Below are 15,165 nucleotides of genomic sequence, written 5' to 3'. Positions count from 1 at the left end.
AAGGAGTATCAGTAGAGAAATGAAAACACAGCAGTTTGTCGTCATCGGTCTGGGTCGTTTTGGCTCGAGTCTTGCATTGGAGCTTATCGATCTGGGGTATGAGGTGCTTGGAATTGACAAGAATGAAGAAGTAGTCAGCAATATGAGCGAGTACCTAACGCATGCGGTCGTAGCCGATGCCACGGATGAGGAAGTATTGAAATCACTGGGCATCCGGAATTTTGACTGCGGGGTTGTAGCCATTGGCGATGATATTCAAATGAGCATTCTCGCCGCGATTTTGCTAAAGGACCTGGGTGTTCGCACAGTCGTTGCCAAAGCGATATCGATCCTTCATGGGCGCGCCTTAGCGAAGCTTGGCGTTGACCGGGTGATTTTTCCGGAAAGAGATATGGGAATTCGCGTGGCCCATCAGCTCGTCACACCGAACCTGCTGGATTACATCGAGTTATCCAAAGAGTACAGTATCGTGGAAATGACGGTGCCTGAAACGCTGAACGGCAAAACGCTGAGCGAGGTCAATACGCGTGCCAAATTCGGCTGCAGCATTGTTGCATTGCACCGCGATGGGAAAATTATTGTCGCTCCCACAGCGATGGATCAGCTACATGCAGGAGATATCATGGTCATTATCGGTGCAAATAGCAATATAGACCGCTTCGAGAGCGAAGCCGTAAATGTAAACTAGAGCGGGAAGTGGCCAATTGTGGAATCTTCAACTACAGAAATCATTCATCATATTTTAATTCTTCTGCTCTTCATCATTACGGTGGGGATGCTGGCCGGAAGGCTGGCCTCCTGGTTGAGGCTGCCGGATGTTGCAGTATTTATTATCGCAGGTATGGTGCTCGGAAGAGGGATGCATCTGATTAATGCGGCGAGCAGCTCCCTGATCAACCAGCTGATATTGACGGTAGGCTCGGCACTGATTCTCTTCGACGGCGGTCGGAATTTGCGGCTCAGCGGACTGAAAAAGGTATGGATTACGCTTTCTCTGCTCAGTGTCCCCGGAGTAATTATCACGACAGCCGTCGTGGGTACAGCAGTTCACTTGTTATTTGGACTCGATTGGATCTTCTCCTTTCTTGCGGCTGCCGTTATTGCATCAACGGATCCAGCTTCGATTATTCCGGTCTTTAAGCAGGTTAAGATTAAGGAGCGGGTAAGAGAGACCGTAGAGAGTGAGTCGGCATTTAATGATGCTACCGGCTCAATCCTTACCTTCGCTTTGCTTGCGGCAGTTACCGGCGGGAAATCGCTGCAGATCGGTAATATGGCATGGGATTTTGTGAAAACGGCTGTAGGCGGTATTGTAGTCGGCGCCGTGGTAGCGATTATATTAACCTATTTGGTGGCGCATTTCCGTCTAGGCGTGCTTAAGGATTACACTACCATTGCTATGATCGTAGTTGCACTTTCTTCCTATTTAATAGGAGATATGCTTCACGTGAGCGGATTTATGGCAACCTTCGTAGCCGGACTGATCTGGGGCAATGCCGATACAATGGGGCTTTCCATGGATGATAAGCTGGAGGAAACGGGAACCTTTGCGGATAACACCAGCGTCATGATGCGAATGCTGATCTTTATCCTGCTGGGCAGCCAGGTGGATTTCCGCGCGCTGGGTGACTATTTCTGGCCGAGTCTGGTAGCGGTGCTGATTCTGATGTTTATTGCCCGCCCGCTCACTGTGCTGCTGTGTGCACTTCCGGATCGTAAGGTGAAGTGGTCCTGGCGTGAGCTTCTTTTCATGATGTGGGTACGTGAAACCGGGGTGATTCCCGCGGCGCTCTCTGGCATGATTGTGGGGATGGGCGTAGCACATGCAGGCATGATATCCGCAGTCACGTTTATGGCCATTATGCTAACCATTCTGCTGCAGGCCAGCACTACCGGATTCGTTGCCCGGAAGCTGGGACTTGAGATTAAATCTGGAGACAAAACGCGAGGCGCCTGACAATTCTTCAATGTAAAGATCGTGATGGTTGAATCGTACTCCTTATATATGGTCAATAAGCTGCTCCTCGCTGTAGAAACAAACTACATTGAAGGGCAGCTCTTTTTCTAAAATGATGGAATTTAAGAACCTTGCTGAACATATTGGCCAAAAATAGATTTGGTTTCCTCAATCCAACGTTTTGCGCCAGCGCTGAGACCTCCGCTTTCCGAGTAGATCAGCGAGGTAGTGCGCCGGGTTTCTTTTAAAGCCGGGATATGAATCATGACAAGATCGTTATCATCCATCAGTTGACTGCGCAGATAAGATTTTGGCAGCAGGGCTGCCGCCTTGCACGCCGGGAGCAGCCGCACAATGGCTTCAAACGAATCCATCTCCATTCGGATATCCGGAACGACGCCAGCACGATGAAAAAGTTCATCGGTAAGTTTACGATACCAGGTTCCCGTTGAGAATATAATCATGGGAAGGCTGTGCAGCATATCCATGCTAACATCCCCCTGCTCGGTGAGTGGATGGTTTTTGGGAAGAACCAGCTCCAGATGATCATCGAACAATGCGGTGCAGCGCAGCCCGGTCTCCTCAATGGAAGAGGCCACAATCCCGGCGTCTAGCTTTTTATCGCGGACAGCCGATACGATTTCATGCGTTTTGCCCGTGATAAGCTTCAGCTCTGCAGTAGGATGCTTTTCCATGAAGGCGGTTACGAGCGGCGGCAGTGTCGTCTGCAGCGTTGTCAGACTTGCTCCCAGCGTAACGGAGATCTGATCGTCACCTTTATACTTGGCAATCATCTGCATGAATTTAAGGTTCTGCTGCCTCTGCTCCAGAGCGAAGTTATAGGCAGTTTGTCCGAAAGCGGTGAGCTCAAGTCTTTTGCCGCGCCGGTTAAACAGGCTGACACCCAGCTCATCCTCCAGCTTAGAGATTTTGCGGGACAGGGCAGGCTGGGACAAATTTAGCAGCTTGGATGCCTTATTCAGGCTGGATTGCTCAACAATCGTGGCGAATACGTCCAAGTCCTCGAACATCGGGTTCACCTTCTTTATGTGGTTATTAATTAAATCACTGCAAATGTGTAACCGAAATGTCTCTTATGCATCTAAATTATAATGATTAATAATTATATTGCAATTCCATTATAAGAAAAAAAAGAGTAACATGAAATATGCCACAAGTTGTTCACACTTTTAGGTGAGAATGACCGTGAAATGTCGAAAAGTGAAATATGAAAACGTTGTAATGTGAGAAAGGGGCACGTCAATCTATGAATGGTTATTATTCCAGAAAGCTGCATTCGCTTCTTGGAGTCATTCCGCTCGGCTTGTTTTTCATTGAGCATGCGCTGACGAATTTTGGCGCATTCGAGGGAGGTCTCGCACGGTTTAATGCCGGCGTAAAGCTGCTTAATGACCTTCCACTGCTTTATGTACTTGAGTGGGTATTGATTTACATCCCGCTGATTTATCATGGCGTGTTCGGTTTGTATATTGCCTATCAGGCGAAGCCGAATAACGGCCGCTTCCAGTATTCGCGCAACTGGCGTTATACGTTTCAGCGGATCACAGGTGTCATTACGTTTGTATACGTGGTTTGGCATGTGTATGAGACCCGTGTTCAGTTAGCACTTGGTCATCTGACGCATGAAGAACTCGCAGGCACCATGCATAACATCATGATTCAGCCGGGTCTGTTCACCTTGTACCTGATCGGTGTCATATCTGCATCGTTCCACTTTGCCAATGGTCTCTGGTCCTTCCTAGTAAGCTGGGGCATCACGGTGGGACCGCGCGCGCAGCGTGTATCTTCTTACATCTGCATGACGATGTTTGTGTTGGTGGCTCTGATGTTCGTGCTGTCCATGGTCGCATTCCGCAGAGCGGAATTCCAGGAAGCAACCGCATTGCTTGATACAGTGAAGTTAGTTCTTAGTTAAGGAGAGTGAGCGTGAATGGCAACAAATAATATCATTATCGTGGGCGGCGGTCTGGCTGGTCTGATGGCTACCATCAAATCAGCAGAAGCAGGCGTCCATGTTCACTTGTTTTCTCTGGTCCCTGTAAAAAGATCGCACTCCGTATGTGCGCAAGGTGGAATTAACGGAGCCGTTAACACCAAAGGTGAAGGCGACTCCCCGTGGATCCACTTTGACGATACCGTGTATGGCGGTGACTTCCTTGCCAACCAGCCTCCGGTTAAAGCAATGTGCGAAGCGGCACCAGGCATTATTCACTTGATGGACCGTATGGGCGTTATGTTCAACCGGACCCCGGAAGGTTTGCTGGACTTCCGACGTTTTGGTGGCACCAAGCATCACCGTACGGCGTATGCGGGTGCAACGACAGGCCAACAGCTGCTGTATGCACTGGATGAGCAGGTGCGCCGCCATGAAGCGGAAGGACTTGTTACGAAGCATGAGCATTGGGAATTCCTGTCCGCTGTTATCGATGACGATGGCGTATGCCGCGGCATTTGTGCACAGGATCTGCGTACGATGGAAGTTCATACGTTTGCTGCGGATGCAGTTATTCTCGCAAGCGGGGGCCCTGGCATCGTATTCGGCAGAACGACCAACTCGGTCATCAATACCGGTACGGCAGCAAGTGCTGTATACCAACAGGGCGTTCATTACGCGAACGGCGAATTCATCCAGATTCACCCCACGGCTATTCCAGGGGATGACAAGCTGCGCCTCATGTCCGAATCCGCGCGTGGTGAGGGCGGACGGATCTGGACGTACAAAGACGGCAAGCCTTGGTATTTCCTTGAAGAGAAATATCCGGCTTACGGCAACCTCGTTCCGCGGGATATCGCGACTCGCGAAATCCATGACGTGTGCGTGAACCAAGGTCTTGGCGTAAACGGCGAGAACATGGTTTATCTCGATCTGTCGCATAAAGATCCGAAGGAACTGGACGTTAAGCTTGGCGGCATCATCGAAATCTACGAAAAGTTCGTAGGCGATGATCCGCGTAAAATCCCGATGAAAATCTTCCCGGCCGTGCATTACTCCATGGGCGGCATGTGGGTTGATTACAACCAAATGACGAATATTCCTGGTCTGTTTGCAGCCGGCGAATGTGATTATCAATACCACGGTGCGAACCGTCTGGGGGCAAACTCACTGGTATCCGCTATTTATGGCGGTATGGTAGCCGGACCGAAAGCGGTCGAATATACCAGAGGACTTAAGAAATCCGCTGCTGACGTTCCGTCGAGCGTTTTCGAAAGATACAAAAAGCAGCAGGATGACAAATACGAGAACATCCTCAAAATGGATGGTAATGAGAATGCGTACGGCCTGCATAAAGAGCTGGGCGAAATGATGAACGCAAACATGACGGTGGTTCGTTATAACGACAAGCTGGAGCAAACGATCGGCAAAATCAAGGACATGAAGCAGCGTTACAAGAATATCAATATTAACGATAAATCACGCTGGAACAATCCGGGCGCATCCTTTACGCGCCAGCTGTGGAACATGCTTGAGCTTGCTGAAGCCATGACGCTTGGAGCGCTGCTGCGCAACGAGAGCCGCGGAGCGCATTATAAGCCGGAGTTCCCGGATCGTAACGATGAGGAATTCCTGAAAACCACCAAAGCGACTTGGACGCCGGATGGCCCGGAAATTTCCTATGAGCCGGTAGACGTTTCGTTGATCCCGCCGCGGATCCGCGACTATTCCAAAGAAAAGTAAGAAGGGGGATTTGACATGGCGGAACAAACTGCTTCTACCAAAAAAGTGAAGTTTATTATTACCCGTCAGGACAGCCCGGACGCTGCATCATATGTTGAGGAGTTCGAGCTTCCTTATCGCCCGGGTATGAACGTAATCAGTGCCTTGATGGAAATTCAGCGTAACCCGCAGAACAACAAGGGTGAAAATGTAGCACCAGTGTGCTGGGAATCGAACTGTCTTGAGGAGGTCTGCGGTGCCTGCTCCATGGTCATCAACGGTAAACCCCGTCAGGCCTGCGCAGCGCTGATCGACAAGCTGGAACAGCCAATCCGCGTACAGCCAATGAGAACTTTCCCGGTTGTCCGTGACCTTATTATTGACCGCAGCCGGATGTTTAACGCCCTGAAACGCGTCAAGGCATGGATTCCTATCGACGGCACGTATGATCTCGGTCCTGGACCGCGTATGCCGGAGAAAAAACGCCAATGGGCCTATGAACTCTCCAAGTGCATGACATGCGGCGTTTGTCTGGAAGCTTGCCCGAACGTGAATGACAAAACCGACTTTATCGGTCCTGCAGCGATTTCCCAGGTTCGTCTGTTCAATGCTCATCCAACGGGTGAAATGAATGCCGACGAGCGTCTGGATTCTCTGATGGATGATGGTGGTATTGAAGGCTGCGGCAACTCGCAGAACTGCGTGCGTTCTTGTCCTAAGGGCATTCCACTGACGACTTCCATTGCGGAAATCAACAAGCAGTCCACCAAGCATCTGTTCAAAAAATGGCTTAGCGTCTAAACTAAAGCCTGTCATATGAAAGAGCCTCCGGCATTGCAGCATTCAAGCTGCAGAGAGCGGGGGCTCTTTTTTGTTGATATTTTCTAGCCGGGTCTATTCTCATATCCCGTTGTAATGATATAGGCTGCTGCTTTGTACATGTAATTTGTTTCAGGCTGTGTTTAAAGCTGTGCAGAGGGGTAATCAAAATTAAGGAATTCTATCACAAAAAAATATAAAAGATTACGGATCGGACAGGTCTATGACCAACGATTCCTGTAATATGCGGGAGCGTGCTTTGTCATGTCATGGTGGATGTGGATTCTCAATGTGGCGGGTTTGATTGTGCTGATGTATATTTTCTACAGCCTGGAGAAAAAATGGACGAGCAAAGCGGTGCTGCTGGCGCCCATCATTATCTACGTGCTGGTATCTCTGGAGGATCTGTTCGGGTTGATTGATCTGATGACAATCGTACCCGGGAATGGGGGAATGAGAATGCTTATCCTTCTATTCTGTCTGGTCTCCGTTATCTTTTATGTTCTGTATATATTTAACCGGATCGCTGAGTCTGCACTGAATAAAAAGAAGGTTTATATGAAGACGCTGCTGATCCGCATCAGTACGGCTGCACTGGCCTGTGTCTTCTTTTTCACCATTATTTATACGTCTATTTACAAGCTGTTTGGACACCACACATTTGATGGCGAGAATATCGGCAATGATCTGCTGAGTCAGCTCATATCCTTTTTGTACTTCAGCGTGGCGACTTTCGTCACGGTCGGTTATGGTGATATCTCTCCCGTAGACAGTACGTCGAGGCTGGCGGTCATTATGGAGATTGCCTTCAGCTTTATTACGGTGGCTTACGCCCTGTCCATGCTGAGCGTATTCCGCAGGATCTTCAGCCCAGGTCCCGATGACAAGCTGCCGGAAGAGATGTAGGTAGGATGCTGCTGCGGCCTTATCTTAAGGCTTAAAAAGCTTGCGCAAGTATTTCAAACCGTTCTTGGACGATGGATACCGGAAAGTAAAATCAAACAGGTTGGTTTGCTTCAGGACGCTTTTGTAATGTGTGAAGGTGTCGAAGCTGCCCTGCCCATGATAAGCGCCCATGCCGCTCTCGCCGACACCGCCAAAAGGCAGGTAAGGGGTAGCGATATGCATAAGCGTATCGTTAATGCAGCCCCCGCCATAGGAGACGCTGTCTACAACTGTGTCTTCGATCTCAGGCTCCCGTGTAAAAAGATACAGAGCAAGCGGCTTCGGACGATCATTGATCATGTCAATGGCCTCCTGGATGCGGTCATATTCAATAATTGGCAAGATAGGACCAAAGATCTCTTCCTGCATCACAGGCATATCCCATGTCACCTGATCCAGCATTGTAGGCTCAATGGTCAGATGGTCCGGTGCGGTTCTGCCGCCGCTGGCGACTGTTCCGTCTTGCAGAAACGAAGCAAGCCTTTGAAAATGCTTTTCAGATACAATACGTCCATAAGAGGGATTCGATAAAGGATTAGGACCATAGAACTCCTTAATGGATTCCTGAATGTATGCAATCAGCTCGTTCTTCACGCTTCGGTGCACAAGCAGATAGTCGGGGGCGATGCAGGTCTGCCCGGCATTGGTGAATTTACCGAAAACGATGCGCCGGGCTGCAAGCTTCAGCGGGGCATCGGCGTGTACGATACAGGGACTTTTGCCACCAAGCTCCAGAGTCAGCGGGATCAGCTGCTTGGCGGCTGCCTGCATGACAATTTTGCCGACATTTACGCTGCCTGTGAAGAAGATATAGTCGACAGGCTGGGCCAGCAGCTCCTGACTGACATCAGGGCCGCCTTCCACCACAGCGATGTATTCCTCTTCATAGACGCTGCCCAGCATCTCCGATAGCAAGGCAGACATGGTGGGTGTCAGCTCCGACGGCTTCATTACCACGGTATTGCCGGCAGCGAGGGCGCCAATCAAGGGGGATACCGCCAACTGGAAAGGATAATTCCAGGGGGCTATAATGAGTGTTGTACCATAAGGCTCAGGTATAATCCGCCCTTTGCTTCCAAAATGCGTAAGCGCTGTCTTTGCCTTCCTGGGTGCCATCCAGCTGCGTAAATGCTTGATCGTGAAGGATAATTCTTCATAAGCAATACCGATTTCCGTAGAGTAGGCTTCAAATTCGCTTTTATTCAAATCCTTCTTTAAAGCTTCAATGACCTGTTTCTCGTAAGCTACCAGCACATCTCTCAGCTTTTTCAGCTGACGCAGGCGATATTCGTAAGGGCGGGTAGCGCCGCTTCTGTAAAAATGTTTTTGTTTCTGAATAAGGTTTGCCATGGTATCGTTATACATATAGCTTCATCCTTTTCCGTTCATTGGATTTCAATTTCTATTATACAGGGAGTTTCCAGTAAATGAAAAACAGCCCGAAGTCCGGCATGATGACGCGAAGGGCGTTTTTAAAGCGCGGCGGAGCGGTCATTTTGGGTGCCGGCATGCTGACCGGGGGGGACGCCTGGTTATGGGAGCCGAGACAGCTGGAGGTCACACGTCTGACCCTCCGCTGTTCCAGGCTTCCCGCCGTATTTGACGGCCTCGTTATAGCTCAGTTTAGTGATCTTCATCTGGGATTTCACTCACGCGAAAGCGATATTGTACAGCTGGCAGAGGCAGTGGAGGCCGAGTCGCCGGATATGATCTGCTTTACCGGTGATGCAGTGGACTCCGGTACGGATGCCATGCCGGACTATATTCCGGTGCTTTCCTCCATGAAAGCAGATTTGGGGAAATATGCGATTCTTGGCAATCATGATTACCTGGTTCATCCGGATCGTGTCAAGGATATGCTTCATATGGCAGGCTTTAAGGTGCTGAGAAACGAGCATGCCCTGGTGGACCACCAAGGGGAGAGCATTGCCGTGGTTGGCCTAGATGATCAGCTTATGGGTCAGCCCGATCCGGAGCAAGGGTTAAGGGATGTCCCCGAGGGCTTGTTTACCCTGCTAATGATGCATGAGCCGGATTATGCCGACACCGCCGCCTTGTATCCATTTGATCTGCAGATTTCCGGACACAGCCATGGAGGTCAGGTACGGCTTCCGTTTCTTGGAGCGCTGCTTACGCCGCCGGGATCGAGACGTTATATAATGGGAAAATATGCAATTGGAGACCGTTCCATGCCACTGTATGTAAACCGCGGCATTGGAGAAACACATCTTCCTGTACGCTTCCTATGCAAACCGGAGCTCACCATATTTACGCTGAGAGCAGTCAACTCTTAATTGGGTATAACACTTGGGCATTGTTTACTTAGGAAAAAGAAGGAGAGGGATGGGGATGTTAGCGGAAAAATTTCAATTTTTGCCGTTGCTTGAGGGGGAGCGTTTGTCGCTTAAGCAGATTGAGAAAAAGGATGCCCCGAGCGTCATAGCTATACTCTCCGACCCGCTTGTAATGAAATATGTCACGCAGGGGACGTTCTTCAGCTTCTCAAGATCACGACGCGTTGCAGCCGAACTGCTGAATACAAGACGGCCGGATTCCATGCATTACGGCATTTGGCTGCCGGAGACGGAAAGCCCCGTAGGCGTGGTTTCCCTGCAAAACCTCCGGCTGGAGCGCCGCGAAGCCATGATCGGCTACATGGTGGACCACAGGTTCTGGCATCGGGGACTGGCTACCGAAGCCTTAGGGGTCCTGCTAAGATATGCATTTAACGAGCTTCATCTGGAGCGTATTGAAGGCAGATGCCATGCCGTGAATTCAGCCTCGGAACAAGTCATGCAAAAGAATGGAATGGTGCTGGAACGCACGCTCAGCCAGAAGAGAATGTTCTTCGCAGCACCGCTCGAAATGAAAATTTACAGTCTTACGTATCAACAATATCAGGCCCGCATTGCAGGTGCTGAGCATGTTTGTAAGGATTGAAGGGAGATTAGGACAGCAAGGTGAAGGCAGAAACATGGTTTAGACATCCGGCAGGCATTTTAATCAGTTCCGCAGGAGCAACGCTGCTCTGGGGAAGCGCACTGCCTGTTATTAAGATCAGCTATCAGCATTTTCAAATTGATTCCAAGAACGTATTCGGGGAATGGGTGTTTGCGGGCTACCGTTTTGCGCTTGCAGGCCTCATTCTGATGGTTTTAGCCACGCTGATGGGACAGACCCGTCGCAATGGCAGACAGCCGCTCTCGCTGCCTCGTATCGTACGTCTGGGATTCATTCAAACCTTTATGCAGTACCTCGTGCTGTATGCGGGGCTGAGCTTCAGTTCGGGGATCGAGGGCTCGATTCTAGTCGGCTCGACCTCTCTGTTCCAGATTTTGTCGGCAAGGCTGATGGACAAGACGGAGGGGCTGAATCCTGCCAAGTGGTTTGGTCTTCTGCTTGGATTTCTCGGCATCCTGGTCATGGGTTTCGCGCAGCAGGGGGTTCAGTTCCATTTTGGTTTCGGAGCGGTGCTTCTGCTGGCATCGGCCGTATTTGGCGGGTTCGGCAATGTACTTTTCCGTCAGGAAAGCGCTCATGAATCCGTTATTGCTCTGACTGGCAAGCAAATGTTCGCCGGCGGTTTGGGGCTTCTCCTGGTAGGTGCAGTACGGAGCGGCTTTACGCCTTTCCATTTTGATGCCAAGGGATGGCTGCTGCTCGGATATTTATCCCTGTTGTCCGCAGCGGGATTTGCTTTGTGGAACACGGTCATGAAATATAACGCTGTGGGCAAGGTGTCATTGTACTTGTTCCTGATCCCCGTCTTCGGGGTACTGCTGTCGTCGATACTGCTTGATGAGAGGGTGTCTGCCTGGATTGGGCTGTCGCTAGTGATGGTGGTTACCGGAATTATCATTGTGAATCGCTCCGGCCGTACTAGACGGGTGAAGGAACCGGTTCAAAAAGAAGTTCAGAGGGGCTTGTAACGGGAAGGTAAGCTTTGTAACACAATTGAAATATTACTGTTATGCTTCTCTAACAGAGAGCGGGTACACTTATTGCATGACCCCCTTTTTGAAAATATAAATGATGTTTCGGACCCGCACGTGACGGGTCCATTTTTTTTGTCCATGTTAAGTCTTACAGCGGTACATTGACTTTCTGTTTATTTTTGTAATACACCCATTCTGTAAAACCGATTGATTTCAGCCGGTCAGCTACCTGGGCAAGCTCATCTGCCACACGTGCCGGCTTATGCGCATCGGAGCCAAAGGTAACATCCACGCCAAAATGGCAAGCCCTCTCGAGAATGGCATCCGACGGGTACCAGCCGCCGCTCAGCTTTGTTTTGCCTGAAGTATTGATTTCGATGGCTACACCCTGCTGAGCAATAACCTGCAGCGTTTCATCCACGATATGCTCCGCCGGAATATCGGCAAAATCAGGGTAGTTTCCCTTCATGGCATCGATATGTCCCAGAATTTGAAACATGCCGCTTCGCGCCGAATCCTGAATGAGGCGGTAATAATCCTCTTTCACTTCGATATGTTGCTTCTCGCTCAGTCCTTTCCAGCGGTTCTTGTTGAAGATACTGACGCCTCCAACACTGTGCACCGAGCCGATGATGTAGTCAAACGGATAAGCTGACAGTATCTCATGGTAGGTTTCCGCATGCTCGGGAAAATAGTCGGATTCAATGCCGAGAAGCACATCGATTTTCCCTTCGTATTCCTCTTTTAAGCGGAGCACCTCCGAGACATAATTGACGAGCTCGGATTTACCCATGGCAATGCGGGGAAAGGCTTGCTCCTCTTTTTCTCCGAAGTAAGGGGTGTGGTCTGAAATTCCAATCACCTGCAGTCCGGCGGAAATGCCGGCTTCAATATAATCACGGATATTTCCATCCGCGTGTCCGCAGCGGAAGTGATGCGTATGAAGGTCAAATTTCATATATACGACTCCTCTCCATTGTCATCGAAACGGGTGTTCATTATTCGGAGCTGATAAACTGGGTTTCAGGCATTCCTCTGACATCATCTAAAAATTGCTGCATGGCCGAATTGAGATATTTTCCGGATTTGTAGATCACGCCGACGGGATGACTGACCTCAAGCTCCCTCAATTGAATAATTTTCAGTGTGCCATGGCGGAGCTCACTTGCTACCGATTGCTTGGACATAATAGCAGCGCCAAGATCAATTTCAACCATTCGTTTGATTTCCTCGCTGCTGGACAGCTCCATGACAACGTTGGGCGTAATACCGTGTTTTTTAAGTATTTCATCCGTAAAGCGTCTGCCAACCGTATCATGTGAAAGCAATATCAGGGGCGTATCCTGAAGCACTTCCATGGAAACCGCCGATTTGCTTGCAAGAGGATGACGCGGCGAGACAATGAGCTCGAACGTGTCATAATAAAGAACGGATGTCATCAGATTGGGATTCCGCTCAATCAGGTAACCGATTCCAACATCGATTTGGCCGTTTTCCACGCTGGTATAAATCTGCGAGGAAGCCATGGACTGGATAGAGGTTTTAATGAGAGGGAACTGGTTTTGAAAATATGAAAGTACCCTGGGCAATATTTGAATGGCAATGGAAGTTGTTGTTCCAAGCGCGATATGTCCTTGAGGAATATGCTCCAGATCAGACAAACGCTGCTTAAGCTCTTCGACAACGGCCAAAATCCGCTCGGCATGCTCAAGGAAAACTTCCCCCCGGTCTGTTAGCGTAACCGGTTGATTCCTGTCGACCAAAACGGTTTTGAACTCATCCTCCAGGCTCTTGATTTGGGCGGACACGGCAGGCTGGGTCAAATTAAGCAGTTCACCGGCTTTTCGGAAACTCATTGTCTTTGAGATGGTAATCAGTGTCTCCAGTTGACTGATGTTCATGCAGTTCCTCCTTAGACCTTATTTGATACCCTACAGCTGAGTTTCGACCATATGTATATCCTTTAATTATATGGGATTCGGAAAGTCACGGCAATGGAGACAGGATGCCCTGGTTATGATTCAAAAAGATACATAATATTTTAAAAATAGATTCTACAAAATTCGCCATGGTATTCAAATTTGTATCTAAAGGACCGATATACTTATCAGGCTTTCATATTTTTATTTCCTAAATAGGAAAAAAGAATCGGTAATAAGGGTATTTATGCCCTGGTTCTAAAATCAAGTGTGAATTTTTGGTGATTTATTTAGGGGTTTAACGTATAATTGTTTCAAAGAGAAATGGGACTTTTGGAGCGTGTCCTGCAATCTACTGTGGAAGGGGTGTTTAACAGAAATGAAAGCGGAAGTTATCAATCCTTTTCTGGAATCTGCACGGCTTGTTATCGAGCAGGTTATCCAGGTATCGCCTTCAACAGGAAGCCTGGGAATCAAGACTGTGGAGTTAATCCAGGACCATATATGGATACATATCGGAATGACCGGACAACTGAGCGGAAATATTATGTTCGGTATTCATGAGCATGTGGCATTGCGGATGGTGTCAGCCATGATGGGAGGATACGTGCTGACCGAGATGGATGAGATGGGGCAAAGTGCCATTTCTGAGCTCGGTAACATGATCAGCGGCAACGCAAGCACCATTTTATCCAATCAGGGAGTGAGTGTCGACATTACGCCACCTAAAGTGGTGAAAAGCGAGCAGGTCACTTCGTTTCTTCCGCAAAAGGCGCTCAGTATCCCTCTCTTAATGGATGGTATCGGAGAACTGGATATTCAAGTCATGATCTCATAACAAAACCTCTTCGGAGTACCCTCTTAGCAAAAAGATCCGCGTCTAGCGAATTTTTTTCTTGTGATATTAGGATGCGATTCCTCGATATTATACTTCTAATATCATAGAATAAGGGTATCAACGCGTGGAGTACATTTCGTACTGCATGTCTCTTGGGAGGAACTGAAATCATGTTGGAGAATAAAGTGGTTGTGATTACGGGAGCATCAAGCGGGATCGGCCTGTTAACGGCTCAGATGCTGAGCAGCGAGGGAGCCGTTCCGATTTTAGTTGCACGCTCACATCAGAAGCTGGCTGAAGCCTCAAACGGAATAACCGGGAAACACGAGATCAAAGTCATGGATGTGACCCGTGATGATCAGGTGAAGCAAGCGTTTGAAGAGATCATTCAGGACTACGGCAGAATTGATATCCTGCTAAACAACGCGGGTTATGGCAAATTCGAGAATGCAGTGGACATGCCCACTGAGGAATACGAGCGGATGATGGAAGTGAATTATATGGGAACCGTGCGCTGTACGAAGGCCGTGCTCCCCCATATGCTTGAACGCCAAAGCGGTCATATCGTGAATATTGCTTCCATGGCGGGCAAGATCGGTACGGCGAAATCCTCTGCCTACACAGCAACCAAGCATGCAGTGCTTGGTTTTAGTAATGCCCTGCGGCAGGAGCTGAGGGAAACGGGAATCACCTTGTCAACCGTCAATCCGGGACCGATTGATACGCCTTTTTTTGATATCGCAGATCCCTCGGGTGGTTATGTGAGTAATGTAGAATGGCTGATGATGAAGCCGGAGCATGTAGCGAGCAAAATTGTACAGTTGATGAAGACGGGCAAGGAAGAGTTGAATCTTCCGTTAAAAGCGGCCGCCGCGATGCGGTTATATCAGCTGTTTCCTCGCCTTTCGGATAAGCTTACTTACCGGATGATGAATAAAAAGTGACAGACCGGCTCCAAATGAGCCGGTTTTTTTCTTTTGCTTCGGAAGCAACCGGGAAGGTGTCACGGAATTAACTTTTGGTACCGCGGCTCTTTTATCATATAATAAATAGTAATGACTTATATAAAGGATGGA

Annotated in this window: 15 protein-coding genes; 11 read left to right on the top strand and 4 right to left on the bottom strand. The window is 49.0% G+C overall.

The features are described from left to right. Positions 1–19 precede the first annotated feature (19 nt). Entirely contained in the window at positions 20–688 is a 669-nt protein-coding gene (locus tag E6W40_RS25475; RefSeq protein ID WP_136608432.1) for a potassium channel family protein, read from the top strand. Positions 689–706: 18 nt separating this feature from the next. Then, positions 707–1,957 (top strand): cation:proton antiporter, encoded by a 1,251-nt coding sequence (locus E6W40_RS25470; protein ID WP_136608431.1) that lies wholly within the window; start codon positions 707–709, stop codon positions 1,955–1,957. A 122-nt stretch (positions 1,958–2,079) separates the two neighbouring features. Here the strand turns inward: E6W40_RS25470 and E6W40_RS25465 are convergent, their stop codons facing one another. Further along, positions 2,080–2,988 (bottom strand): LysR family transcriptional regulator, encoded by a 909-nt coding sequence (locus tag E6W40_RS25465; RefSeq protein ID WP_136608430.1) that lies wholly within the window; start codon positions 2,986–2,988, stop codon positions 2,080–2,082. Between the two features lie 236 nt (positions 2,989–3,224). Between E6W40_RS25465 and E6W40_RS25460 the strand changes: the two genes are divergently transcribed. From E6W40_RS25460 to E6W40_RS25445, 4 genes are all read left to right on the top strand, one after another. Beyond that, a complete protein-coding gene (locus tag E6W40_RS25460; RefSeq protein WP_136608429.1) occupies positions 3,225–3,893 on the top strand; it encodes a succinate dehydrogenase cytochrome b558 subunit in 669 nt (222 codons plus the stop codon). A gap of 15 nt (positions 3,894–3,908) precedes the next feature. Further along, positions 3,909–5,654, top strand: a complete 1,746-nt coding sequence (gene sdhA, locus E6W40_RS25455; protein ID WP_136608428.1) for a succinate dehydrogenase flavoprotein subunit — start codon at positions 3,909–3,911, stop codon at positions 5,652–5,654. A gap of 15 nt (positions 5,655–5,669) precedes the next feature. Beyond that, on the top strand, positions 5,670–6,434 hold the full coding sequence (gene sdhB, locus E6W40_RS25450) for a succinate dehydrogenase iron-sulfur subunit (RefSeq protein ID WP_136608427.1): 765 nt from the start codon (positions 5,670–5,672) through the stop codon (positions 6,432–6,434). 282 nt (positions 6,435–6,716) lie between these two features. Further along, positions 6,717–7,358 carry an ion channel gene (locus E6W40_RS25445; protein WP_136608426.1) on the top strand — a complete coding sequence of 214 codons (642 nt, stop codon included), beginning with the start codon at positions 6,717–6,719 and terminating at the stop codon, positions 7,356–7,358. Between the two features lie 24 nt (positions 7,359–7,382). Here E6W40_RS25445 and E6W40_RS25440 read toward each other — a convergent pair whose 3' ends face one another. After that, positions 7,383–8,762, bottom strand: coding sequence for an aldehyde dehydrogenase (locus E6W40_RS25440; protein ID WP_136608425.1), 1,380 nt, complete (start codon positions 8,760–8,762; stop codon positions 7,383–7,385). A gap of 62 nt (positions 8,763–8,824) precedes the next feature. On the opposite strand from E6W40_RS25440, the gene E6W40_RS25435 reads away from it, so the two are divergent. From E6W40_RS25435 to E6W40_RS25425, 3 genes are read left to right on the top strand one after another with little or no spacing between them, the layout of a single operon-like run. Further along, positions 8,825–9,691, top strand: a complete 867-nt coding sequence (locus E6W40_RS25435; RefSeq protein ID WP_136608424.1) for a metallophosphoesterase — start codon at positions 8,825–8,827, stop codon at positions 9,689–9,691. Between the two features lie 55 nt (positions 9,692–9,746). After that, positions 9,747–10,337 (top strand): GNAT family N-acetyltransferase, encoded by a 591-nt coding sequence (locus E6W40_RS25430; RefSeq protein ID WP_168929050.1) that lies wholly within the window; start codon positions 9,747–9,749, stop codon positions 10,335–10,337. Positions 10,338–10,357: 20 nt separating this feature from the next. Further along, on the top strand, positions 10,358–11,326 hold the full coding sequence (locus tag E6W40_RS25425; RefSeq protein ID WP_136608422.1) for a DMT family transporter: 969 nt from the start codon (positions 10,358–10,360) through the stop codon (positions 11,324–11,326). A gap of 154 nt (positions 11,327–11,480) precedes the next feature. Here E6W40_RS25425 and E6W40_RS25420 read toward each other — a convergent pair whose 3' ends face one another. Together E6W40_RS25420 and E6W40_RS25415 are read right to left on the bottom strand one after the other, a co-directional pair. Beyond that, on the bottom strand, positions 11,481–12,290 hold the full coding sequence (locus E6W40_RS25420; protein ID WP_136608421.1) for a histidinol-phosphatase: 810 nt from the start codon (positions 12,288–12,290) through the stop codon (positions 11,481–11,483). Between the two features lie 40 nt (positions 12,291–12,330). Further along, positions 12,331–13,233 carry a LysR family transcriptional regulator gene (locus E6W40_RS25415; RefSeq protein ID WP_136608420.1) on the bottom strand — a complete coding sequence of 301 codons (903 nt, stop codon included), beginning with the start codon at positions 13,231–13,233 and terminating at the stop codon, positions 12,331–12,333. Between the two features lie 397 nt (positions 13,234–13,630). Between E6W40_RS25415 and E6W40_RS25410 the strand changes: the two genes are divergently transcribed. Both E6W40_RS25410 and E6W40_RS25405 read left to right on the top strand, forming a co-directional pair. Continuing rightward, positions 13,631–14,089 carry a chemotaxis protein CheX gene (locus E6W40_RS25410; RefSeq protein WP_136608419.1) on the top strand — a complete coding sequence of 153 codons (459 nt, stop codon included), beginning with the start codon at positions 13,631–13,633 and terminating at the stop codon, positions 14,087–14,089. 170 nt (positions 14,090–14,259) lie between these two features. Further along, a complete protein-coding gene (locus tag E6W40_RS25405) occupies positions 14,260–15,033 on the top strand; it encodes an SDR family NAD(P)-dependent oxidoreductase (protein ID WP_136608418.1) in 774 nt (257 codons plus the stop codon). Positions 15,034–15,165 lie beyond the last annotated feature (132 nt).

The sequence above is a fragment of the Paenibacillus dokdonensis genome (assembly GCF_004916975.1).
GTDB classification, from domain to species: Bacteria; Bacillota; Bacilli; order Paenibacillales; family Paenibacillaceae; genus Paenibacillus_AQ; species Paenibacillus_AQ dokdonensis.
The sequence above is the reverse complement of the archived record's forward strand: the minus strand, read 5'-3'. Positions and strand labels throughout refer to the sequence as shown.

Bases quoted from the DNA above. Each gene is read 5' to 3' on its own strand.
- E6W40_RS25475 (WP_136608432.1), top strand. From the start codon at position 20: ATGAAAACACAGCAGTTTGTCGTCATCGGTCTGGGTCGTTTTGGCTCG.
- E6W40_RS25465 (WP_136608430.1), bottom strand. From the start codon at position 2,988: ATGTTCGAGGACTTGGACGTATTCGCCACGATTGTTGAGCAATCCAGC.
- E6W40_RS25460 (WP_136608429.1), top strand. From the start codon at position 3,225: ATGAATGGTTATTATTCCAGAAAGCTGCATTCGCTTCTTGGAGTCATT.
- sdhA (WP_136608428.1), top strand. From the start codon at position 3,909: ATGGCAACAAATAATATCATTATCGTGGGCGGCGGTCTGGCTGGTCTG.
- sdhB (WP_136608427.1), top strand. From the start codon at position 5,670: ATGGCGGAACAAACTGCTTCTACCAAAAAAGTGAAGTTTATTATTACC.
- E6W40_RS25445 (WP_136608426.1), top strand. From the start codon at position 6,717: ATGTCATGGTGGATGTGGATTCTCAATGTGGCGGGTTTGATTGTGCTG.
- E6W40_RS25440 (WP_136608425.1), bottom strand. From the start codon at position 8,762: ATGTATAACGATACCATGGCAAACCTTATTCAGAAACAAAAACATTTT.
- E6W40_RS25435 (WP_136608424.1), top strand. From the start codon at position 8,825: ATGAAAAACAGCCCGAAGTCCGGCATGATGACGCGAAGGGCGTTTTTA.
- E6W40_RS25430 (WP_168929050.1), top strand. From the start codon at position 9,747: ATGTTAGCGGAAAAATTTCAATTTTTGCCGTTGCTTGAGGGGGAGCGT.
- E6W40_RS25420 (WP_136608421.1), bottom strand. From the start codon at position 12,290: ATGAAATTTGACCTTCATACGCATCACTTCCGCTGCGGACACGCGGAT.
- E6W40_RS25415 (WP_136608420.1), bottom strand. From the start codon at position 13,233: ATGAACATCAGTCAACTGGAGACACTGATTACCATCTCAAAGACAATG.
- E6W40_RS25410 (WP_136608419.1), top strand. From the start codon at position 13,631: ATGAAAGCGGAAGTTATCAATCCTTTTCTGGAATCTGCACGGCTTGTT.
- E6W40_RS25405 (WP_136608418.1), top strand. From the start codon at position 14,260: ATGTTGGAGAATAAAGTGGTTGTGATTACGGGAGCATCAAGCGGGATC.